Origin of the sequence: Photobacterium ganghwense (assembly GCF_017329545.1) — a bacterium.
Lineage (GTDB): Bacteria > Pseudomonadota > Gammaproteobacteria > Enterobacterales > Vibrionaceae > Photobacterium > Photobacterium ganghwense.
Genome location: NZ_CP071326.1, coordinates 378,902 through 400,121 on the forward strand (window position 1 = coordinate 378,902; position 21,220 = coordinate 400,121).

The 21,220-nt window shown below is 48.0% G+C and carries 19 protein-coding genes; 11 read left to right on the forward strand and 8 right to left on the reverse strand.

The genetic code is table 11. From position 1 onward, the window contains the following. Positions 1–9: 9 nt before the first annotated feature. Positions 10–660: an FMN-binding negative transcriptional regulator gene (locus FH974_RS17690; RefSeq protein ID WP_207104012.1), complete on the reverse strand. Its 651-nt coding sequence runs from the start codon at positions 658–660 to the stop codon at positions 10–12. Between the two features lie 536 nt (positions 661–1,196). Between FH974_RS17690 and FH974_RS17695 the strand changes: the two genes are divergently transcribed. Beyond that, positions 1,197–3,962 carry an AAA family ATPase gene (locus tag FH974_RS17695; protein WP_207104013.1) on the forward strand — a complete coding sequence of 922 codons (2,766 nt, stop codon included), beginning with the start codon at positions 1,197–1,199 and terminating at the stop codon, positions 3,960–3,962. Between the two features lie 374 nt (positions 3,963–4,336). Here FH974_RS17695 and putP read toward each other — a convergent pair whose 3' ends face one another. After that, positions 4,337–5,788: a sodium/proline symporter PutP gene (gene putP / locus FH974_RS17700; RefSeq protein ID WP_207104014.1), complete on the reverse strand. Its 1,452-nt coding sequence runs from the start codon at positions 5,786–5,788 to the stop codon at positions 4,337–4,339. A gap of 56 nt (positions 5,789–5,844) precedes the next feature. After that, positions 5,845–6,231 carry an ectoine synthase gene (locus FH974_RS17705; protein WP_047884700.1) on the reverse strand — a complete coding sequence of 129 codons (387 nt, stop codon included), beginning with the start codon at positions 6,229–6,231 and terminating at the stop codon, positions 5,845–5,847. A 148-nt stretch (positions 6,232–6,379) separates the two neighbouring features. Here FH974_RS17705 and FH974_RS17710 point away from each other — a divergent pair, with 148 nt between their 5' ends. Beyond that, positions 6,380–7,279, forward strand: coding sequence for a LysR substrate-binding domain-containing protein (locus FH974_RS17710; protein WP_207104015.1), 900 nt, complete (start codon positions 6,380–6,382; stop codon positions 7,277–7,279). A gap of 204 nt (positions 7,280–7,483) precedes the next feature. Here FH974_RS17710 and FH974_RS17715 read toward each other — a convergent pair whose 3' ends face one another. Then, a complete protein-coding gene (locus FH974_RS17715; protein ID WP_207104016.1) occupies positions 7,484–8,491 on the reverse strand; it encodes a LysR substrate-binding domain-containing protein in 1,008 nt (335 codons plus the stop codon). A 203-nt stretch (positions 8,492–8,694) separates the two neighbouring features. Between FH974_RS17715 and phnG the strand changes: the two genes are divergently transcribed. The 9 genes from phnG (at position 8,695) to phnP (ending at position 16,109) form a co-directional block, all read left to right on the forward strand. Further along, entirely contained in the window at positions 8,695–9,171 is a 477-nt protein-coding gene (gene phnG / locus FH974_RS17720) for a phosphonate C-P lyase system protein PhnG (RefSeq protein WP_207104017.1), read from the forward strand. Beyond that, positions 9,171–9,845 carry a phosphonate C-P lyase system protein PhnH gene (gene phnH / locus FH974_RS17725; RefSeq protein ID WP_207104018.1) on the forward strand — a complete coding sequence of 225 codons (675 nt, stop codon included), beginning with the start codon at positions 9,171–9,173 and terminating at the stop codon, positions 9,843–9,845. The genes phnG and phnH overlap by 1 nt, the downstream gene beginning before the upstream one ends. A 2-nt stretch (positions 9,846–9,847) precedes the next feature. Beyond that, positions 9,848–11,023 carry a carbon-phosphorus lyase complex subunit gene (locus FH974_RS17730; protein WP_207104019.1) on the forward strand — a complete coding sequence of 392 codons (1,176 nt, stop codon included), beginning with the start codon at positions 9,848–9,850 and terminating at the stop codon, positions 11,021–11,023. Positions 11,024–11,035: 12 nt separating this feature from the next. After that, the gene (locus FH974_RS17735) at positions 11,036–11,989 is read left to right on the forward strand and encodes an alpha-D-ribose 1-methylphosphonate 5-phosphate C-P-lyase PhnJ (RefSeq protein ID WP_207104020.1); all 954 of its coding nucleotides are present in this window, start codon (positions 11,036–11,038) and stop codon (positions 11,987–11,989) included. Positions 11,990–11,991: 2 nt separating this feature from the next. Next, the gene (gene phnK / locus FH974_RS17740; RefSeq protein ID WP_207104021.1) at positions 11,992–12,774 is read left to right on the forward strand and encodes a phosphonate C-P lyase system protein PhnK; all 783 of its coding nucleotides are present in this window, start codon (positions 11,992–11,994) and stop codon (positions 12,772–12,774) included. A gap of 11 nt (positions 12,775–12,785) precedes the next feature. Continuing rightward, positions 12,786–13,475 (forward strand): phosphonate C-P lyase system protein PhnL, encoded by a 690-nt coding sequence (phnL, locus tag FH974_RS17745; RefSeq protein ID WP_207104219.1) that lies wholly within the window; start codon positions 12,786–12,788, stop codon positions 13,473–13,475. Between the two features lie 96 nt (positions 13,476–13,571). Continuing rightward, on the forward strand, positions 13,572–14,702 hold the full coding sequence (gene phnM / locus FH974_RS17750) for an alpha-D-ribose 1-methylphosphonate 5-triphosphate diphosphatase (protein ID WP_207104220.1): 1,131 nt from the start codon (positions 13,572–13,574) through the stop codon (positions 14,700–14,702). A gap of 49 nt (positions 14,703–14,751) precedes the next feature. Then, positions 14,752–15,297, forward strand: a complete 546-nt coding sequence (phnN, locus tag FH974_RS17755; protein ID WP_207104022.1) for a ribose 1,5-bisphosphokinase — start codon at positions 14,752–14,754, stop codon at positions 15,295–15,297. Further along, on the forward strand, positions 15,294–16,109 hold the full coding sequence (gene phnP / locus FH974_RS17760; protein ID WP_207104023.1) for a phosphonate metabolism protein PhnP: 816 nt from the start codon (positions 15,294–15,296) through the stop codon (positions 16,107–16,109). Before phnN ends, phnP begins: the two co-directional genes overlap by 4 nt. A gap of 179 nt (positions 16,110–16,288) precedes the next feature. On the opposite strand, the gene FH974_RS17765 is transcribed toward phnP, so the two are convergent. The 4 genes from FH974_RS17765 to FH974_RS17780 form a co-directional block, all read right to left on the reverse strand. Beyond that, positions 16,289–16,486 carry a hypothetical protein gene (locus tag FH974_RS17765; protein WP_047884691.1) on the reverse strand — a complete coding sequence of 66 codons (198 nt, stop codon included), beginning with the start codon at positions 16,484–16,486 and terminating at the stop codon, positions 16,289–16,291. 488 nt (positions 16,487–16,974) lie between these two features. Continuing rightward, positions 16,975–17,535 (reverse strand): prepilin-type N-terminal cleavage/methylation domain-containing protein, encoded by a 561-nt coding sequence (locus FH974_RS17770; RefSeq protein ID WP_207104024.1) that lies wholly within the window; start codon positions 17,533–17,535, stop codon positions 16,975–16,977. Positions 17,536–17,784: 249 nt separating this feature from the next. Beyond that, positions 17,785–18,192: a hypothetical protein gene (locus FH974_RS17775; protein ID WP_207104025.1), complete on the reverse strand. Its 408-nt coding sequence runs from the start codon at positions 18,190–18,192 to the stop codon at positions 17,785–17,787. A 23-nt stretch (positions 18,193–18,215) separates the two neighbouring features. Further along, entirely contained in the window at positions 18,216–20,891 is a 2,676-nt protein-coding gene (locus tag FH974_RS17780) for a PKD domain-containing protein (protein WP_207104026.1), read from the reverse strand. Between the last annotated feature and the right edge of the window lie 329 nt (positions 20,892–21,220).

Genomic DNA, 21,220 nt, shown 5'->3' on the forward strand with positions numbered 1-21,220 from the left:
TGAGCAGGCTTAACGGCTGCCTGGCTTATCAAAGTGTTCAGCAACACAACCAGCCATCGTACTCGCCACCTCAGAGGATTCCATTCTCAGCCCTTTGACCACGCCTTGATTATCTTCCCTGTTTTTATTCTGGCTGACTTTCCAGGTTCCTTGTAACGCGGTGATTTCGACTTCAATCCCGATGATTCCCCTCAGTTGGCGAGCGATGAAATCGTCAGGCGCATCAGCGATCTTCCAGGGTTCTTTTCGTCCCGATTCGTTTCGGTTGGTGAGTTCATTCAGATGGGAAAGAATCCAGTTTTCGTCATGGTGAAGTGTGATCTTGCCGCGGGCATGGACAACAACATAATTCCACGTCGGTACGACTTTATCGTGCTCCTCTTTTGATGGATACCATGATGGCGTAATGTAGTGGTGAGGTCCTTGAAACATGACAAGTACCGGGATTGTGTCGTCCAGCTTCTTCCCTATTGGGTTACCTCGTGCCACATGTCCACGCAGGATTCCTCGCTCAGATAATTCTGGATGAATGACCATGGGAAGATGATCGGCGATTATTTCACCTTCTTGCATGGAAACCAAACTCGCAAAGGGATTCATACGAATCATTTCCTGCAAAACGGCTATACGTTCTTCGCGAAAAATGGATGGTTGAAACATGCCTCAGCTCCTTTTCGGCAACTTAATTGATTTGAATTTATCCTGTTATATTCCCAGCACGACGTTCCCTGTAGGGCGGGCGCAACACCGGAGGTCTTGTTTTCAGGCACCGGTTTTAATGGTTCCTCGCTATATTCAACACAGCCTTCACGTAGCTCGCAAATACAGATCCCACATATGCCTGAACGGCGGCCTGGCTTTAATCTGACCCGGCGAAAAGCAACAAACTTGGCTCAGTGAAAGGCATCCTCTAAGGATGCTGTTTTGTTCGTTTGGGGTGTTGGCAACACTCAACACGGTTTTGGACAGAAACGTGTTAGTGGCTTTTCTAAATTAGAAGTTCATGAATAACTACAGATAGGGAAAGCCGCTAACTCCTCCTCTTTGGTCATATCAAGGAGAAAGAAGCCGATCTCATTAAGTTCGCTTTTTTCAAAACACTCTAACAACTACATAGATCAATCTAACTGTTTAAGACTAAAACTTTGGGTAACATGTAGCATTCCCTTACAACCAGTTGCACAGGTGTACCTTTCATGAGTTATCATTTAAATAATTTTCTAAAAAGTCAGATTCTAGATGATGATGTCACTTATCTATATCTATTGTCCCTCATTAAAAATCAAAAAGACAAAAAACTGACAAAAGTGATTTTTTCAGAGCTTGGTGACATAGATAAGATAAAGAGGAGAGTGAAAAAGAATGTAGAAAGGTACAGGCGAATTGTAGACCAAAATATGGCTTTAGCACGTGACGGATCCAATTTAGTCCTGACACCTTTGAAATCAATACAAGTCAAAAACTTTAGAGGGTTTTCTTCACTTAACGACAATGACGAAGGGACGTTAATCCCATTTAGCAAGGGTGTTAATGTCTTTTTTGCACCAAACGGTGGAGGTAAAACATCATTATGTGAAGCTATAGAATATAGCCTTACTGATAACGTAAAAGAAGCGAGTAGAAGAAATACACCGTTAAAAAGCTACATAAAGAATGGAGGGGCACCAAGCATTAACTGCAAATTGGTTAATGGAACCGTCTCCCAATCCCCCTTTTGGAATAGCTGCTTTATTGATAGAAACAGACTACAAGAATTCTCACTATTGGGTTCGAAGGATACGAACGTCAGACAGGCGGATGTTCTGGCTACATTGTTTGAGCTTGAAGAAATCGACGACATTGTAAATGGAATGGTTAAGCCAGCTTCATTCAAAGCTGCTGAGTTTGTTAGAACATCTGGTCAAGACAGTTATGAAGATGTGACCCAACAACTCGCTGATAAAAGGCGCTTGAGAAAAACAAAAAACGACGAAATCCAAAAAGAGCAGCGGCTCTTATCTGAACTATTTGGATTAGAAAAATATGAACATGCTCATGTAGTAACAAGGAAGAATTACTTCGACAGGTTGAAAAAACACCTAATGCTAAGTACTCAGAAATTTGAAGTTGCTAGTGAAGAAGTTCAGCTAAACTCCTTAGATAAATATATCGAGTCAATCACTTGGTTAATTGATTTGTTAGCAAGTAGAAGAGAAGTCTTAGCAAATAACGCTAGTAAAGTTAACTACAAAGATTTGTATAAGGCTATGAAGAACTTCGGTGATATGTCCGAAATTGAAATCTGCCCGACTTGTGAAACCCCTATTAAAGAGGTTCGAAAACATCCACAAAAAGTAGTTGAAGACGAGTTACCAAAGCTGGCGTTCTTAGAGCAAGTATCTATAAGCTGCGAAAAGATAGAGCATCAATTAAAAGAACGAATAACTGTTTCCTTTGCTTATATACAAGCGTGCTTAGAGCTACACCGAGATGCTCTAACGAAAGGTTTGGTTTCAGCTATCAACAATGTTTTATCGTCAGACACATCTAAGCCAGCGGAGTATTTAAAACAGCTATCGACACTACACGGGTTCTCAACTGAAATTGAAAATCTGAATGATGATATTAGAGCAAGAAACAAGAGAGTAGCAAATCAAGCTAAACGCCTCGAGTCTCTTAACGCTAAAATTCACGACATCGAGAAAAAACTTGATTCTGCTACAGTTTTTGAGACAAATATTGAGGCGAAATCTGAGCTATTACTGGAAACGCAAATAGAAATAGTTCGTCTTTTTAAACGAAGTAAAACTCATGCGAGTCAAATACTGCTTGACGAGAAGTTTAACGACTTTGCAAGGCAGCTTGAAGATAGTTACAAGAAATTATTTTCAAAACTTAATGAGTACAAGCAAGGAGTAGAGTCTACAAATATAAATGGAATAGAACTATCAACACTGAGCTACTACAACCAAATCAATAAGCATGACACCCCGGATGAACTAGTGTCGGAAGTCAAATTTCAGCAAAATGGCGGAACATATAGAATTATTCTTAAGATGCAAGATGGTCGTGAAGATGACGCGTTTTGTGTGTTAAGTGAAGGACACCTCAGAGGGTTAGGACTTGCCTTACTATTATCTGTAGCAAAGAAAAACTGTCATCCAGTGATTGTTTTCGATGATGTAGTCAATGCAATTGATACTGAACATAGGTCAAATATTATTGATATGTTTAGTGATGATGTTTATCTAAAAACAGTTCAAAGAATAATTACAACGCATGACAGAATGTTCTGGGAAAAGATTTCCAACAGACATAAAAGAGCAACTGATGCGGACACATTTTCAAGTCAAATATTGAAATCGACACCAAAGGGGATAGTTATACAAAACTTCGGTGTGAATTACTCTCAAAAGGTTAAAGAAGCACTTGAGGTATACGATATTCGTCAAGCACTGGTCTACTCACGAATTTGGTTTGAGACTATGGTCAATGAGTATTGTGTTAGAAATGAAATTGAAATAACGACAACATTTTCTAGCAGACAACTCAAAAAAGACAATTGGTTGGAAATCAGCTTAGAAGCAACTTATCGCGAGTTTGCGAAATCATTGAACGGTAATGTCGACACCTTTAACTACCTGAAAAACGATCTAATAAACTGGGGTGGTCAGAATCAAGAACACCACGCATTTGATGAGTATAACTATAACTTTTCTCATGCAACGACTAGCTTAGAAGTTCAGACTATCTATGAGAAGTTATGGGTATTGGAGGCTCAGTTAAATCAAGAGCAAACTGTCGAGAAGTTGAATAGTGAAAAAGCAGAACATGAAAGAATCAGGGAACAAACTACCCGTCAATTAGCAAATCAAGGTTTTGTAGATAATGCTGATCAGAAGCTTGTTCAAGATTGCAGAGACCGCCTTGAGCGAGCTAATAGAGAGTTAAGGTTGCTGAATAAGATCTTAGAACAAGTTTAGCTATAGACGAATGCTTGGTCGAATATCCCCCGTGATACATCACGGGGGTTCAGCTAACAGTATTAGGAGAACAGATAACTTTTAGTAGGGTAAAAGCCAATGAGCAAGATGCGAATGAGTAAAAGATCTAACGCGCAATGGGGCAAATGTGAGTTAGAACAAACAATGCATAAGAAGCGATCTTCTTGCCAGAATTGAAGTGACTTTTTGGCGAACGGTGAGGTCTCTCCGTTAAATTGCGAAATGCGTTGTATTGTTGGCAAAGGGCGGGAGAAAAGGCATCCAGAATGGATGCCTTGGAAAGATTGATGTGTTCTAAGGTTTAGGCTTTGATACGAATTTACTGAACCCAATACTAATATCCAATAACGTGCTTAGTAGGCTGTTTCTGTGTTTGTCGCTTTCATTGTTTGGTATTGGGTAATGGCGATGATGGTTAGGCTGGCGGTAATAAAGCCTGGCACAACACCGAATAAATCAAAGATTCCGCCCTGATTCTGATTCCAGATAAGCGCCACAACAGAGCCGACAATCAACCCTGAAATGGCGGCCAGACTCGTCATTTTTTTCCAGAACAGGCTGAACAGGATGACTGGCCCGAAAGAAGCACCGAAACCACCCCAGGCATAAGCGACCATGCTCAATAGCGTAGAGTCTGCTTTCTGATAGGCCAGATAGAACCCGATTAGCGCCACAACCAGTACCGCCAGGCGTGCCACATTCAGCACTTCTTTGTCTGATGCGTTTGGTCGGGCATAAGCGCGATAGAAATCTTCCGATAATGTCGACGAGCATACCAGCAGCTGTGAGTCGATTGTGCTCATGATGGATGCCAGTACACCGGCGATAATCAGTCCTGCAACAAACGGATGGAAGATAGCCTGAGACAGCGCAATAAAAATGGTTTCTCCATTTTCCAGCGGATCGGCAAAGTAACTGCGTCCCCAAAAGCCCACCAGTACTGCGGAAATCATCGTAATACTGGTCCAAATTACCGCAATTCGACGGGAAATTTTAATATCTTCGACACTGCGGACACTCATAAAGCGCACCAGCACGTGAGGCTGTCCCAGATAGCCGATACACCAGCCGCTGAGTGACAGCAGTCCCCAGAACCAACCTTGATCCGGACGAAGATCGCTGAGGGTAATGGCATTTACCATGGCTGCCGATGTTGCCGCCGATGAAGCGGTTCCCGAATCACCATTGGATACAAAAAACAGTGCCAGGGCGACAACCAGTAAAGACAACGCCATCATCAACCCTTGGAAAAAGTCCGTCCAGCAGACCGCCAGATAACCGCCCAGGAAAGTGTAAGACACGATCACTATTCCGCCGACGAGCAGTGCGGTGTGGTAATCAATCCCGAAGGTGTTTTCAAACAATACCGCGCCACCACTCAGCCCGGCAGCGACATAAAAGGTAAAGAACACCAGAGTGACGGCCGACGAAGTCAGGCGCAGAATGTTGGACTGGTCGTTGAACCGGTTTTGAAGGTACTCCGGAATCGTCTGAGCATCGCCCAGTTTTTCAGTCATTACCCGCAGTTTAGGCGCAATGAATTTCCAGTTTACGTAAACGCCCATCAGCGTAAACAGTACAATCCAGAGGTTACTCAGGCCACCGATATAGATAGCCCCCGGCAGGCCCATCAAGGCCCAGCCGCTTAAATCTGAGGCGCCGGCACTGAGTGCAGCAACGCTGGGGGGCAGGTTACGCGATCCTAAGATATAGTCTGAGGTGCTGGTGGTGCGTCTGTAAAAATAGAAACCAATCAGCAACATACTGAGCAAATATAGTAAGAAAGATCCATGAAGATAAAACATAACCTGCCTCCTTTTCCTTGGGCTAAGTGACCCTGTGCGGCTCACCTTCTTCGTTATTAGTAAGCGGATGAATCGCCGTTATTTAGGTTGTGGGTTTCCGTTCCCTTCAATGGGGGATTGAACACGCTGACCAGAATCAGATCTTTGTCTTCACTGGCACGTAGATAGTGTTTGTCATGCTCATCAAGAACATAAATGGTTCCCGGAACAATGCGGAATCGCTCGCCAGCCATGGTTTCAACTTCGCCCTCGCCACCAATGCAGTAGCAGGCTTCCAGATGGTTTTTGTACTCAAGCAGCGACTCAGTGCCACGGGTCACAACGGTGTGGCACACGGTAAAGCCCATCTTGTCCGCAAGTGTAAGCAGGCGATGGCTCGTACCATTGCCCCAGTTCACGTAATGCTCAGAGCCTTCGACATCATTCAACGATCTGATAAACATAAAAATATCCTTCAAAAAAACACGTTCATCGAAATCTCTGTTAGCGCTAATCAGAGTCCCTGAATGATAGGTTTGTTGCTTATTGGTTAACAACTCATTAAATCTCACATAGAATGTAAGAAAAACTTACACCTGAAAGATGCTGACTATGAAAATGCCTTTGAAATCAATTTATTACTTTGAAGCTGTGGCGCGTTTGGGCAGTTACTCTGAGGCGGCTAAAGAGATGTTCGTGACTCATGCGGCAGTGATTAGTCAAATCAAAGGCTTAGAGCAATGGATGGGTAAAAAGCTGGTTTACCGCAAGCAAAACCGGGTGACCTTAACCGAAGACGGGATCAAGTTTTCGGCGCAGCTGACTGACCCTTTTGCCCAGTTGCGCGCGGCAGTGGCGGACAATAGGAAGCGTCCGGTCAGGAATAAACTGGTGATTTACAGCCTGCCATCACTGGCTACCTGTTTTTTGCTGCCCAATATACATGCCTTCAAAGACCGTTTTCCCCAGATAGAACTGGAACTGCACTACCAGTTGTCAGGGCGGGATGATCACGCAGATATTGTGTTGGGTTTTACCGATAACGCGCTGGCGGACTCCGAACGTGTCTTGTTCAGTGGTTCGACCGTGCCGGTCTGTGGCCGGGGATATGCGGCGAAGATTAGCCACTTTTCGCCAGACCAGTTGAATCAGTATGAGCTCCTGCATGACGGTGACTCACAGGCGTGGCAGCGTTGGTATGACCGATACGCCAGCCAGCCTGCTGCGGGTGCGAGTGTGTCGAAAGTAAATCGCGGGACAGTGTTTAGCGATTTCAATATGATGCGTATCGCGGCGATGAACAACAATGGTATCGCTTTATGCCCTAAAGCGCTGATCGCCAAAGAGTTGGATTCGGGGGAACTGGTACAGCTCTCGCCTTTGGCCGGAAACCGACAGCGCCAGTATTACTTACGTATGAATGGCGTTCGCGACGAAGGGGAGCACGTTTTTACGGACTGGATTCTGGAACTGGCTCAGGCTACCGTTGATTCCATGTCGTTATCCGAGTAATTAGCCCACTTAACCTGTTTTCAAATCAGGCCTCAGAATCCGCTTCTCACCCGTTGCCTAACTTGTCTGCATGAACTGGCTGACGGGAGAGACGTTTCTCACTGATAGCTTTTCTCACTGATGGTTACTTGATGATGGTTACTTGATGACGGTTACTTGATGACAGTTTTTCGCTGACAGATTCTCACTGACCTAAGGTGCGATTCACGCCAGAGCGTCATTTCGCGCTTTATCATGCGTCGTCAGTTTACGGTACAGCCATTGCTTGAACAGCTTGATCGCAACCTGATCGGGATTGCTACTTTTGGTCAGCAGGTAGTGATGACCGCGACTAGGCATGGTGACCGGGTGAACAATGCGCAGCCTCCCGGCATCCAGTGAAGACTGCACCAGAATGCGTTTTACCAGCAGAAAACCCGCTCCGGATTCAGCCATTTGAATGGCTAGCGATGTGCTGCAGGCTTCCAGTTGTGGCGGAGTCAACTGGCCATCGAATTCAACGGCGTGTGTATGATCCACAGCATCTGCTTCACTTTGTGTGACGTTTGTTTTCCTGCCAGTACTGTCGCCAGTGTCGGCTGCGAGCGAGAACCAGTCTTGCCAGCTTTCCCGATAGCCTATCGAGGCAATTTTCGGATACTGGGCAAACTGCCCCAAAGGGGCCGGCATCGGGTAATGGGTAAGCAGGGTATTGCTGGCGACCACAACCCACTCATCTTCCGTGATTTGCTCGACTTGTTTATTCAGCCAATTGCCATAGCCATTAAGAATTTCTAAATCAGGCTCATTGTGGTCGGTTTCCGGCACTGGTGTATTTGACGGTATCACCCGCAACCGAATTGTCGGATATTGCCGGACAAAATCGCCCAGCCTTGGTGTCAGCCAGCATTGGGCAAAACTGTAAGTACAGCGCAGGCGCAACACCGTGGTATTGCCGCGGCCAAACAGCTCGTGAGTCTGAGCTGCCAGAGCGTCAAATGCGGTGTTTAAAACCGGCAGATACTGGCGACCTTCATCAGTCAGACGGATATGCCGACCATTTCGGTGCAGCAGTTGCCGCTCAAGATGCGCTTCGAGTAATTTGACCTGCTGGCTGACTGCGGCTTGCGTGACGCACAACTCCTCGGCTGCTTTGGTAATACTCTGGTGTCTGGCTGTAGCTTCAAATGCCTTCAGAGCATTGAGCGGGGGCAGGCGACGGTTCTTTTTCACAATCTATCTCATTCTTTTTAGATAACCTTTTCTAGCTGAAGATTGTTTCTAACTGAAGATTGTGACAATTGTGTTTTCTCTGACGGTAAAAACGCCGGTTTTCACTAAGAAAAACTAAGGTAAAGCGGAAGTTCTTCTCGATATTTCTGAGTGTCGCTGATGGGTAAAGTGAGCCTATCGATTGGTTATCTCAGGAACCTACCATGACAACTCCGGAACCTATGTCTGCCCCGGCTTTTAGTCGCCAGGACAGACAGCGTTGGATGAAAACGCTGGCGCTGGCCAGCGGTGAACAGTTACAGCAACTTTGGACTCAGTTTCCCGACAAACCCGATTTTTCTTATCTGCGTCCGACCGAAAGTGGGCTGGTGCAGGTGCGGGGCCGTCTGGGTAATACCGGTGATCGCTTCAATATGGGCGATATGACCGTTACCCGCGCGTCGGTTGTGCTGGAGAGCGGGCTGAATGGCTTCGCCTACATTCAGGGTCGCGATAAAACCCATGCCGACATCGCCGCCGTGGTGGACGCCTTAATGCAAAGTGAGCGGGCTGCCGCGACAGATGATCAGATCCTGCAGCCATTGGTCGCCACTCAGCAGGCGAAACGCGCGGCTGCCACTGCAGACACCCTGAAAACCAAGGTGGATTTTTTCACCTTAGTCCGTGGGGAGGATGACTGATGGCACCAGCTCAACTGATTGCCGGTCTTTCATCGCCGGTATTTGACAGTCAACAGAACTTTCGTGTCCTGCTGGATGCCATGGCGCGTCCGGGTACGATTGCCAGCCTGCCATATTGTGTGCCGCTCGATGGCATGCATCCTGCCAGTTTTGGTGTGCTGCTGACGCTATTGGACGCCAAATCTTCACTGTATCTGGCGGAATCATTCCGTCATGAAACTATCATGCGCAATATCGCTTTTCACTGTCAGTGCAATACGCAGTATCACAGTCTGCCTGCGCAGGCAGAGTTTGCGTTACTTGACGGTCATCAGCCATTTAACGGGCTGTTGTTTAATGGTGGCACCAATGAAAACCCGCATCACAGCACCACGCTACTGATTGAGGTTGAGCAGCTGGAGGACACTCTGGCAGCAAACGATGGGCAGACGACTGTTTCGTCACAAGATGCTGGTCAAGAGATTAAAAGGGGAGCTGAACACCCGGTGACCTTATTACTGTCTGGGCCGGGAATCGCCACCGAAACCCGGGTTCGGGTTACAGGACTGCATCCCAGCGCGCTGGATTATCTTACCAACCGTCAGCATGTGTTCCCTGCCGGGCTGGATATGGTGTTCATCACCCGGAACAAAGTGATGGCGTTACCCCGTACCACCCAAGTGAAGGAGGCCTGAGTATGTACGTTGCCGTAAAAGGCGGTGAAACCGCCATCAATGCCGCGCACGACTTGCTGGCGAAACAACGCCGGGGGGACACCACGGTTGCCGGGCTGTCTGTGGCACAAATTGCCGGGCAATTGCCGCTGGTGGTAGACCGCATCATGAATGAAGGGGGGATTTATGATCGCGAACTGGCAGGGTTGGCATTTAAGCAGGCCAGTGGCGATTTGATTGAGGCGATTTTCCTGTTGCGTGCCTTTCGCACGACGTTACCGCGATTTGGCATCGCAAACCCGGTTGATACGGCGACGATGCAGATTGAGCGTCGGGTGTCGGCGACATTCAAAGACCTGCCTGGCGGGCAGATTCTGGGTCCGACGTATGACTACACCCACCGTTTGCTGGATTTCTCACTGCTGGCGGGCTGCCCTGAGGTGGCAGCTAATTTGGCAGCGACAGAAGCCAAGAGCGGTAAACAGAACCGCAATCAGGACTGCCAGTTTCAGGAAAGCCAGTGTCAGGAGAGCCAATGCCAGGGCAGCCAGCAACCGGTAAGCGAACCGACAGAACATTTTGAAGCAAGCTCGTTAACCTGCGGCAATGCCTTTGACTGGATCGCCAAAGCGGGCTTGCTGGTGGAAGAGCATGACAGTGGTGCAGAGCCTTATGATTTGACCGAATCACCGCTGGCTTTTCCGGCAACGCGCCCGACGCGTCTGCAAAACCTGATCCGAGGTGACGAGGGTTTCCTGATAGGGATTGCCTATTCCATCATCCGTGGTTACGGCGACTCACACCCGTTTTGTGGCGAAATGCGCACCGGACAGACAGAAATCCGGTTTGAACCGGAAGAGCTGGGATTTGAGATCTGCATTGGCGAACTTCAGTTGACTGAATGCCAGATGATCAACGGTTATTCTCCGGCTCAGCGAACACCTCAGTTTACCCGAGGTTACGGGCTGACCTTTGGCCGTGCCGAAACCAAAGCCATGGCCGTCGCGTTGGTTGATCGTGCCTTGCAGGCCGAGGAATACGGCGAAGAGCAAAGCTCTCCGGCACAGGATCCGGAATTCATTCTGTATCACAGCGACATCGTGGATGCGGTCGGATTTGTTTCTCACTTCCGCCTGCCGCACTACGTGGATTTCCAGTCAGAACTGCATATGCTGCGTCAGATGCGGGCAGCGAAATAAGGATCGGGCACCATGAATCAAACCTATAACTACGGCTATCTGGATGAGTCCACCAAGCGCATGATTCGCCGCACGCTGCTCAAAGCCATTGCCATTCCCGGCTATCAGGTGCCTTTCGGGGGGCGGGAAATGCCGATGCCTTACGGCTGGGGAACCGGCGGAATTCAGCTCACGGCCGCGTTGATTGGCCCGGACGATACCCTGAAAGTGATTGATCAGGGAGCGGATGACACCACGAATGCAGTGAGTATCCGCCAGTTTTTCCGCAAAGTGGCGGAGGCTAACACCACGGAAGTGACCTCAGAAGCGACACTGATCCAGACCCGGCACCGTATTCCGGAAACGCCGCTGGAGGAAAATCAGATCCTGATTTATCAGGTGCCGATTCCAGAGCCGATGCGATACATCGAGCCGAGCGAGGTTGAAACACGCACCATGCACGCCTTAGAGGAATATGGCGTGATGCACGTGAAATTATATGAAGATATTGCACGATATGGCCAGATCGCGACCAGTTACGACTATCCGGTTATCGTTAATGGACGCTATCTGACCAGTCCGTCGCCCATCCCGAAATTTGACAACCCGAAAATGCACATGAGTCCGGCACTGCAACTGTTCGGTGCGGGACGCGAGAAACGCATTTATGCGATTCCGCCTTACACCAAGGTTGAGAGTCTGGACTTTGACGACCACCCGTTCGAGGTGCAGCAGTGGGAAGAATCCTGTGCGATTTGCGGCTCTGGAAACAGCTTCCTGGATGAAGTGGTGGTGGATGAAGCGGGAAACCGTACTTTTATCTGCTCAGATACCGATTACTGCCGTCAGAGTTTGGCTCAACAAGGTAAAGCGGAGGTGGACTTCGTGACGTTTCAGGGCCACCAGATCAGCACAGACAGGTCTGAACAGCCAGTCCAAGTCGCCCATCGACACAGTCCGTCACACAACCAGGCCGGGAGTGAGTAAGTATGATACTTCTTGATGAAAAACCACTTTTGCAGGTGAACAATGTCACCCGGTTGTATGCCGAAAACAAAGGCTGCCAGAACATTAACTTTGATCTGTTTGCCGGTGAGGTGCTGGGTATTGTCGGTGAGTCCGGTTCGGGTAAATCGACGTTGCTAAAGCTGCTTTCAGGGCAAATTGCCGCTGATGGTGGCGAGGTTTTGTATATCGACCGCGCAGCCAAGCTGCATTCTTTGTTTGATATGCCGGTCAGTGAGCAGCGTAAATTGCTGCGCACTGAGTGGGGGGTAGTGCATCAGCATCCGCAAGATGGTTTGCGCATGAACATTTCAGCCGGTGGCAACATCGGAGAGCGCCTGATGGCCATTGGTGAACGTCATTACGGCAATATTCGTGACGAAAGTCTGACCTGGATGGAAGCCGTTGAGCTGGCAGCCGATCGTATTGACGACAAGCCTAAACAGTTTTCCGGCGGCATGCAGCAGCGCCTGCAGATTGCCCGTAATTTGGTGACTCGTCCGCGTCTGGTGTTTATGGATGAGCCGACCGGCGGACTGGATGTCTCGGTGCAGGCTAAATTCCTGGATTTGCTGCGCCGTCTGGTGATGGAGCTGAATATTGCGGTGATTTTCGTTACCCACGATTTGGGAGTGGCACGGCTGCTGGCTGATCGCCTGCTGGTGATGCGCCGCAGCGAAGTGGTAGAGCAGGGGCTGACTGATCAGATCCTTGACGATCCGCAACACGCCTATACCCAGCTTCTTGTTTCATCGATCGTGAGGTAACCGAGATGGAAATGATCAAAGCCAGCAATGTCTGTAAAACCTTTATTCTGCATAACCAAAATGGTGTGAAACTGCCTGTGCTGCAAGGGGCTAACCTGATTGTAAACAGTGGTGAGTGCGTTATTTTGCACGGTCATTCGGGATCGGGAAAAAGCACCTTGCTGCGCTCGCTGTACGGTAACTACAAAATCGACAACGGTGCGATTGAAATCCGCTATGGCCGGGGCGAAACCGACTGGGTGGATCTGGCACAGGCTTCACCGCGTCAGATTGTCCGCCTGCGGCAGCAAACGATGGGGTATGTCAGTCAGTTTCTGTCGGTTATTCCACGCGTGTCAGCAATTGATGTGGTGATGGAGCCACTGCTGAATACCGGCGTGTGCCCGACGACCTGTTATGAGAAAGCCGCTCAATTGCTGACTCGTTTAAATGTTCCAGAACACCTCTGGCAGCTGGCGCCGGCGACTTTTTCCGGCGGGGAGCAGCAACGAGTCAACATTGCCCGAGGTTTTATGCTGGACTACCCAATTCTATTGCTCGATGAGCCGACCGCGTCACTGGATAAACAAAACAGCGATGTGGTGATTGATTTGATTCATCAGGCCAAACAACGCGGCGCTGCCATCGTGGGCATTTTCCATGACCCTTACGCCCGTGACGCGGTGGCCGATCGCCTTCATACCCTGTCAGCCGGCAAGTAATGATTTGAGCTTAACGTATTGATATGGGTTGGTTTTCATACAAACGCATTGCGAAAAACAGCGACTAGACAAATTGAGACTCAGGTGTACTAAGTGATGATTCTGACAAACGCAAAACTGGTTCTGCTCAACGAAGTAATGGATGGCACGCTGTATATTGAAGACGGCAAGATTTCCCGCATTGAAGCGGGGCGGTGTGAACGTGACGAGGCCATCGACTGCCGGGGGGATTATCTTATCCCCGGTCTGGTCGAACTGCATACGGATCATATGGAGAAGTTCTTCAACCCACGTCCGAATGCTGAATGGCCGGCGCGCTCGGCATTAACATCATTCGATGCTGTGTGTGCAGCCAGTGGCATCACCACAGTATTGGATGCGGTGACGGTGGGTTATGTGAATGATGGCGGCACCCGACTGGCTAACCTGTCGCGCATGGTGGAGGCAGTAAAACATGCCGCAGACTACCGTTGCCGGGTCGATCACTTGCTGCATTTGCGCTGTGAAGTGCCGAATGTCAGTACCGTCGAGCTGTTCGAATCCTTGTTTGATCCGGACATCGTGAAGCTGGTGTCGATCATGGATCATTCTCCGGGTCAGCGTCAGTTTGCCACCTTAGCTCAATACCGTGCCTACTATCAGAAGAAATACGGCTGGGATGACAGCACGATGGCAAAATTTGAAGCTGAGCAAACGGAAAGCGCGCGTCTGTATTCGGCGGTCAATCGCCAAGCTATCGTGGCAAAATGCCGTGAGGCGGGGGTACCGATGGCCTCCCATGACGATGGCCTCGAAAGCCACGTGATGGAGTCTAAACAGGACGGTATGGTGGTGGCCGAGTTTCCGACCACGCTGGACGCCGCCCGGACATCCCATCAACAGGGGCTGAAGGTGCTGATGGGCGCGCCAAATGTTGTGCGTGGTGGTTCGCATTCCGGCAATATTGCTGCCTACAAACTGGCAGAGCTGGGAGTGCTGGATATTCTTTCATCCGACTATTATCCGGCAAGCTTGCTTCAGGCGGCCTTCCAGATTGCAGACATGGAAAATGGCTACGATCTTGCAGGTGCTATTGCACTGGTTACGGCCAATCCGGCAGAAGCGCTGGGTATGCGGGACCGTGGTCAGCTGGAGGCAGGCCGGATGGCTGACGTCGTGCGTGTTGAACTGGATCAGGGATTTCCTATGGTTAAGCAAGTCTATAAAAACGGCCAGCAGATATACTGATTTTATTATTCCGCGACAGTCTATTTGCTAATTATAAGAGTGGAAAATAATGGCAAAGTTATTTTATGTGACGGGTCCGTCAGGTGCCGGTAAAGACAGCGTGATGAGTTTGATTCGGGTGCAGCAACCAGAAAGTCTGCTGGTGGCCCATCGTTATATTACCCGGCCGGCACATGCCGGGGGAGAAAACTACATTGAACTGACGCCGGAGGAATTCGAGGTGCGTAAGTCCATGGCACTGTTTGCCATGGACTGGGAAGCCAACGGATTTCAGTACGGTATAGGCGCTGAAGTCGATGACTGGCTGACGAAAGGTATCAATGTGATGGTTAATGGGTCGCGGGAATATCTGCCTCAGGCACTGGAAAAATACGGTAAGCAACTGGTGCCGGTCGTGATTTATGTACCAGAGGAGGTACTGGCACAGCGACTTCGGGCGCGAGGCCGTGAAAACGATGCCATGATTCAGCAGCGGCTGGCTAGGGCAAAAGCTTTTCTGGGGGCTTGTCCGCAAAACAGTATTGTGCTGGATAACAGTGGCTCACTCCGTCAGACTGTGAATCAGTTTACTCAGGTAGCAGAACAGCTGATATGAAATTTACACTTTTAGGGACAGGTAACAGCGCGATGTTGCCGGTGTACGGTTGTGAGTGTACCGCTTGCCGCCGGGCGATGGATGAACCGAAGTATCGTCGTAACAAAACCTCGGCGATGGTGCATAACAATGGCAAAACGCTGCTTATTGACGCCAATTTACCGAATTTACTGGAACGTTTTCCGCCAAAGTCGATTGATAGAATCCTGCTGACTCACTATCACATGGATCATGTACACAGCTTGTTTGACCTTAGGTTTGGCTTTTTCCGCACACAGGAAGAGCGGATTCCGGTCAATGGCCCCCATGACTCACTGGGGTGTGACGACCTCTACAAACATCCCGGTTTATTGGCCTTTCAGCCGCCATTTAAACCGTTTGAGACTTTTGAATGGGAAGGCATCCGTATCACCACGCTGCCTTTGAATCATTCCAAGCCATGCCTGGGTTATGTCTTTGAATGGCAGGGACGACGACTGGCCTATCTGACTGATACATTTGGGCTAAGCGAACTGGCTCAAAACTGGCTGAAAATGAATCCGGTAGAATGGATGTTTATTGATTGTGGGTATCCGCCGCAAGCATTTCGGGGTGATGGTGCAGTGAGAAATCACAGTACCGTCGAACAAATACTGGCGATTAAAAAAGAGTGCCAGCCTGTAAAAGTTGGGCTGATTCACATCGGACATGAGCTGGAAAACTGGGCGCTTAGCCAGCCTCATTGTTTCAGTGAAAACCTGTTTCTGGCTCAAGATGGACTGTGTGTGACGTTCCAATCTGATAATCAATCCGGTATCTGTTCTGCGATCTAATTCGACATGTTCTAAACCGATATGTTCTGAACTGATTGGGAAAGGGACGCACCTGAACATCAGATGCAGAGTCAGGTATTTATCGGATATTACAATTTGTCACTGCCCAGGCAGCGCACACTTCTGACTGGGCAGATCTTATCCTACAGAGATATTGTTTATCTGAAGGCTTTATTTCTCTATTTTGGCGCTATTTTTTTGCCTATGGTTCGCAGGATCAGGAGAATCGGCAGATAGACAACGATAAGCAGCAGGGTATCCAGCAGGAAAGAGATCTGCTGCTGTTCGAAGAACATATTAACGAGATAATTCTTCAGGGTAATTGCCAGAAAGACGGCTAAAAAGATAACCGCGAAATCGATAACTTTTCTGTTCATAGTTCACTTCACATTATGGCTATCATGGATAGCAACAATAAGGCTTTTTATTAGGTCTGATCAATGTATTGCATTTGATGGCATAGGCAAAAACGTCAGCCTGATAAGCAAACTTGGAAAATACCTTAAATTCAAACCTAAAACCAACCGGATCCTCATACTTTAGGTACTTAGGGAATGGTTGCTCTCGTGGGTATATGTTTTTAACAACATGCCTGTCTGCGCGATGCGTTGGAAATTCGGTACCGAACCGGACAACTGGTATTACTCGGAACGAAAGAACGTCTTGAAGGGGGGGAGCCTGATAATGACTTTTACCATGCATTGCTCGGCAAACCCTTTGCGGCAAACCCTTTGCGGCAGACTTGGCTTAGTCAGGCTAGATTGCGTGCGTGAGCCAAGCTCTAAAAAAGACGGCGACCAGTAAGGTCGCCGTTTTCATGTTTATCTGTTTAGCGCATACGAACAGTGATTGGGCTCAGCCGGTATTATTCGCAAGGAATGATTTCCAGTGTGTAGCCTGCATTAGCACTTTCCGGGTGCTGATAACGGATGTAGCAGTTATCACGAATCATCAGCGGGGGACGTTGCTGAGCAGCATAATCCAGATTGTTCTTTTCTGTAATAATGAGTGCGTCGTCATTATCAATCCGAGTAATGCCCCAATCTTTATCCTGATAATAGTGTTTATTAATCCCATCAACGAGCGTTGTTAGTGTGTGAAAATCTGATTCCGGATAGCCATATCGGAAAATACAGCGCTCAGCTCCGCCTTTTTCACAACCAGGAATTGGAATTGATTCTGCCTTATAGTTACCGTCATCAGTCGCTTTATTCGTGATATATGTGACACTTTCCAGCCCAGCAACGGCCATTTTACCGTAACCCACGCTAAGACCTGCGTGAATGGCACCTTTAAGACCCTCCAGGGCCGCATTTCGGGCATCATTTTGCACATTGAGAAATCGAGGGGCGGCTGTTACGGCAATAATACCCAGAATGACAATCACGACTACCAGTTCAATCAGGGTAAAACCATTTCTATTCATATTGTTGGCGTTCCGTCGAGTAATTATTCTATTGGCGTCAATTTAATGGCGGAAGGGTGTGCCGTCAACGCAATTTTGGAACGGAGAGCAAAAATGTGAAGGTAGAACAATATTAAGATGGAATCCGCCTCTGATAATGCTCTAAAGGTATTTGTCACTGGGATAGTAATATCTCTTTAGTGTTAAATATCAATAGTGCGAAGGAGGTTAGGTATATGGACTCAGTTCGAAACTAAGGCGGAAAAACCATTACTCACAGCTAATTTTGAGACTCTGAGGATATTCGTAGGCCGTCACTGTGTCATGGTCAAAGCGAAACAGCCAGGAAGCGGATTCCGTTAGAGAAACCTGCCAGCCTGTTGTGGCTGTTTGCTGTATTTTTAGCAAAGGTGGCTGGCTGTTTTCCAGCACAAAGGGATGGGTAGGGTGAAAAATGGTTTTTAATGGCGCAAGATCCTTCTCGGCACTGTTGATAAGGATTGTCAGCTTCTCTTTTAACGATTCATGCGATAGCTGACAACCCTGGGATTGCGAAATTAAATACACGCTACCCAGAGCATCATCTTCAAAAAGGAGACGTTCTTCTGCGCTGCAGGCTACCAGCGAACAGACCCAACCCGGAATAAACCAGTGCAGAAAAGCGTGCCTTTTTTTCATATGATGCTCCTTGGCGTCAGTGATTATTCGACCGTGATGTCATCAACCAGTATGGCGGTATCGTAAATACTGTCACCTTTATCGGAAGAGTAAACCGACAGTGTGACGCGCTGACCTGCCAGTTCCGATATATCGATAGATTCATTCTTCCATTCTGTTTTATAAACATCCCCTTGATCAAAGTGGATGTCAGAAGGAAGCAGCCCGCCTTCGGTGCAAAGCTGGTTTACACTGGTTTTGAAGCTTTTACATGTCGTGGAATCTTCATTGCATACGGTAACGCTGAAGGAATCATCATACTCGGTATGACAGTATTCACGGAATTCTTCGGAGAACATTTTCCAGTTAAACCGCAGCGTTTTTGCGCTTGATGCCAGACAGGCTGTTTGTTCGATGGTCCCTGATGTGGTGGTGAAACCCAGTCCGGTTGACACAATGCCCATAAAACTGCCGCCAGTGGGTTTCGTCACGCCTAACTGTGTCACGACCCTGCCATCGCCGTCTTTAGACCATACGCCAAGCACACCGTCTTCAAAGTCCAGGTTAGTGAGCGAGCCGTACGGCAGTTTCAGGTTATCTGCGCCCGTAGTGACAAGCTTGGCATCCGTTGCGCTGCCGTCGCTGGCACCGTATGTGGATTTGGCCACCGTCACTGCTTCGCCGAAGGTAGAATCATTGTTTAGCATTTCCTGCAAAATGGTATTTGTGGTGTTTTGGGCGTAAGTCGATAACACGTAGTCATCGTATCCAAGAATGGCTCCGGCCCCTTTTGCCATAAGGACATTGGCCAGGGAGTTGTTATGCATAGATCGACAAGCTGACAGTGCCACCAAGCTATTTGGCAATGTCGTTAAATAATGATCAAAGAAAGACGGCAGTACAACCAGCAAGCCACCAGGGCCAATAGCCAGTCGCTTCATGTGCAGGTCTTCTTCATATCCGCTGATGTTATAAGAACCGTCGTCATTTTGCGGCAACGCAATACCGGTATAAATAGCGACCAGTGAGAGTGCTCCTTTCAGAAAATCATTTGGGCCCCATTCATCTTTCCATAAGCTGAGTAGGCCGTTGTAATAATTGTCCCCATGCGTGGAAAGGTGAATATATCCATACAGGCTGAAATCTTTGTAGCTGTCCAGGGTTACGTTGACAGTCCCATCGTTGATCAGCTCTTTATCCGCAGATAACTGGCAGGAATTTGCAGATTTCAATGTTTGCCACACTGAATGGTAATCATCGGTAGAGCCAAAGTTATTGGCTGGACTGACATTCGGGTTATTGATGAAAGGGCTGACAATGACGGCACGGGAGCTTTTTATCCGGTTATCTTCTGCCGCTTTTAAGCCAGAGATAGCGCTCTTAGATTGGTTGATACTGGTATGAATTGCTGTAACGGATTGGCTGTGACGTGCCTGATCGTCATAGCTGTAATATTGTGTGGTGAAAGTGGCCTTCAAAACCGGAGGTTGTCCCTCATTTCTGCGAAGCTCCACCCCGGATTTTGAGCCGGCAATCACCGGATGGTACAGGCCCAATATCCCTTTGTCATCGACCCACCACAACCCGCTGTCAGGCGATAAGCCCGAAGCTCCAATCGCCGGGTTGGTCTGCATTTTTTCATAAGCGGCTTGTGCGGCGGCTTTGACATCACTGCCGGCTTCAAGACTGTTATCAATTAGCAGTTTGACGGAATCTGCCAACATGACTGCACTGGTTACATCCGCATTATCATAGCTGTCAGCACCCCAGAGGCACAGCTTTTCAGACTGGTAGCTGACAGCGTTTGTGTCCGTCAGTTTGGCGCGATAACAGATGCTGCCAACATTCGTCGCCTGTGCGTCAAATTTCGCAGTAAAGATACCGTCACCCTGGATTTCATCGGGTAAAACACCATCGTCAGAAAGAGTCGCAATCTCCTGATTGGCGCTATCGACCAACGTAATGGTCGGGTTGTTCGGATTATTCGTACCAATCGTGACAATGACAGATTTCGGATCTTGCCCTAAGTAAAGAGTGGTCGTATCAAACTGTAGGGGCGTAATAAAATCAATGTTCGGGTAATAAGTGATGTCTGTGGAGATGGAAAGGGATGTATCGTCGTCAGAGATCGCTGAGATATCGATGGTATTATCACCTTCTGATAGAGCGATTTCTGCTTGCCAGCTATCTGCAATACCGGCGTCATAAGTGATACCTGTGGTCATGTTAATGACCTTAATGGATTTAAGCGGATGATCTGAAGTCACAGAGCCGCCAATCACGACTAGGTGTTGATCCGTTATTTTAATGCTTTGCCCTAACCCTTGCAGAGCCAGTGACAGCGAATGCTCAGCCGGGATCAGTGTCACCTCAATGTCGTCGCTGCTGCTTGTCCCGTCGGAAAATGCAGCAGTCACCGTAAAGTGCAACGTAACCTTGTCGTAGATATCCGGGGCGATAAAGGAGGCATTATTCTCGCTGTCAGTCTTGATGGAAACTTGCAGTGGGTCGCTTTCAGCCTGAGTCCACCTGACGGAGGAGAGGTTGCTAACGTCAGTTGAAAACGTCGGTGTTAACTGAACAGATTTTTTGCCGTAAGCAGACACGTCTGCACCAGCGTAGATGTTGGGCTTGTTGTCTGTGGGAGAGGATTTCGTATCATCACCGCCACAGGCCGACAACATAAACAGGCAAGCCGCAAGGTAGGCTTTTTCACGCATTCAAACACTCCATTGTCAGTTTGTGATTTTAATATTCATCGGGTTGCATTTTAAGTGCGTAACTATATGTGATAGTGATGAGTTTGGGGAGTTTATGCTTTTCGATGCACTGATACTTTTAACATATTGATTTCAGGAATTAATCATGCGTTTGCTCATGTTTTTTGTGCATAAAACTGCCTCATAAAAATCATGATATGGAAGTGGTGTCACAAAAATGCTTTGCCTGAAGGGTGAAAATATTTGAATGAAATCGATTTTATTGAGCGATGTTGCGCTCATGGCGGAACATTTATTTGTACAGGGAATCGATTCCTGGCAACAGCCCG

What these genes read in the sequence shown, in the direction of transcription:
- FH974_RS17690 (WP_207104012.1), bottom strand. Translation starts at nt 660, where the DNA reads ATGTTTCAACCATCCATTTTTCGCGAAGAACGTATAGCCGTTTTGCAG.
- FH974_RS17695 (WP_207104013.1), top strand. Translation starts at nt 1,197, where the DNA reads ATGAGTTATCATTTAAATAATTTTCTAAAAAGTCAGATTCTAGATGAT.
- putP (WP_207104014.1), bottom strand. Translation starts at nt 5,788, where the DNA reads ATGTTTTATCTTCATGGATCTTTCTTACTATATTTGCTCAGTATGTTG.
- FH974_RS17705 (WP_047884700.1), bottom strand. Translation starts at nt 6,231, where the DNA reads ATGTTTATCAGATCGTTGAATGATGTCGAAGGCTCTGAGCATTACGTG.
- FH974_RS17710 (WP_207104015.1), top strand. Translation starts at nt 6,380, where the DNA reads ATGAAAATGCCTTTGAAATCAATTTATTACTTTGAAGCTGTGGCGCGT.
- phnG (WP_207104017.1), top strand. Translation starts at nt 8,695, where the DNA reads ATGACAACTCCGGAACCTATGTCTGCCCCGGCTTTTAGTCGCCAGGAC.
- phnH (WP_207104018.1), top strand. Translation starts at nt 9,171, where the DNA reads ATGGCACCAGCTCAACTGATTGCCGGTCTTTCATCGCCGGTATTTGAC.
- FH974_RS17730 (WP_207104019.1), top strand. Translation starts at nt 9,848, where the DNA reads ATGTACGTTGCCGTAAAAGGCGGTGAAACCGCCATCAATGCCGCGCAC.
- FH974_RS17735 (WP_207104020.1), top strand. Translation starts at nt 11,036, where the DNA reads ATGAATCAAACCTATAACTACGGCTATCTGGATGAGTCCACCAAGCGC.
- phnK (WP_207104021.1), top strand. Translation starts at nt 11,992, where the DNA reads ATGATACTTCTTGATGAAAAACCACTTTTGCAGGTGAACAATGTCACC.
- phnL (WP_207104219.1), top strand. Translation starts at nt 12,786, where the DNA reads ATGATCAAAGCCAGCAATGTCTGTAAAACCTTTATTCTGCATAACCAA.
- phnM (WP_207104220.1), top strand. Translation starts at nt 13,572, where the DNA reads ATGATTCTGACAAACGCAAAACTGGTTCTGCTCAACGAAGTAATGGAT.
- phnN (WP_207104022.1), top strand. Translation starts at nt 14,752, where the DNA reads ATGGCAAAGTTATTTTATGTGACGGGTCCGTCAGGTGCCGGTAAAGAC.
- phnP (WP_207104023.1), top strand. Translation starts at nt 15,294, where the DNA reads ATGAAATTTACACTTTTAGGGACAGGTAACAGCGCGATGTTGCCGGTG.
- FH974_RS17765 (WP_047884691.1), bottom strand. Translation starts at nt 16,486, where the DNA reads ATGAACAGAAAAGTTATCGATTTCGCGGTTATCTTTTTAGCCGTCTTT.
- FH974_RS17770 (WP_207104024.1), bottom strand. Translation starts at nt 17,535, where the DNA reads ATGAATAGAAATGGTTTTACCCTGATTGAACTGGTAGTCGTGATTGTC.
- FH974_RS17775 (WP_207104025.1), bottom strand. Translation starts at nt 18,192, where the DNA reads ATGAAAAAAAGGCACGCTTTTCTGCACTGGTTTATTCCGGGTTGGGTC.
- FH974_RS17780 (WP_207104026.1), bottom strand. Translation starts at nt 20,891, where the DNA reads ATGCGTGAAAAAGCCTACCTTGCGGCTTGCCTGTTTATGTTGTCGGCC.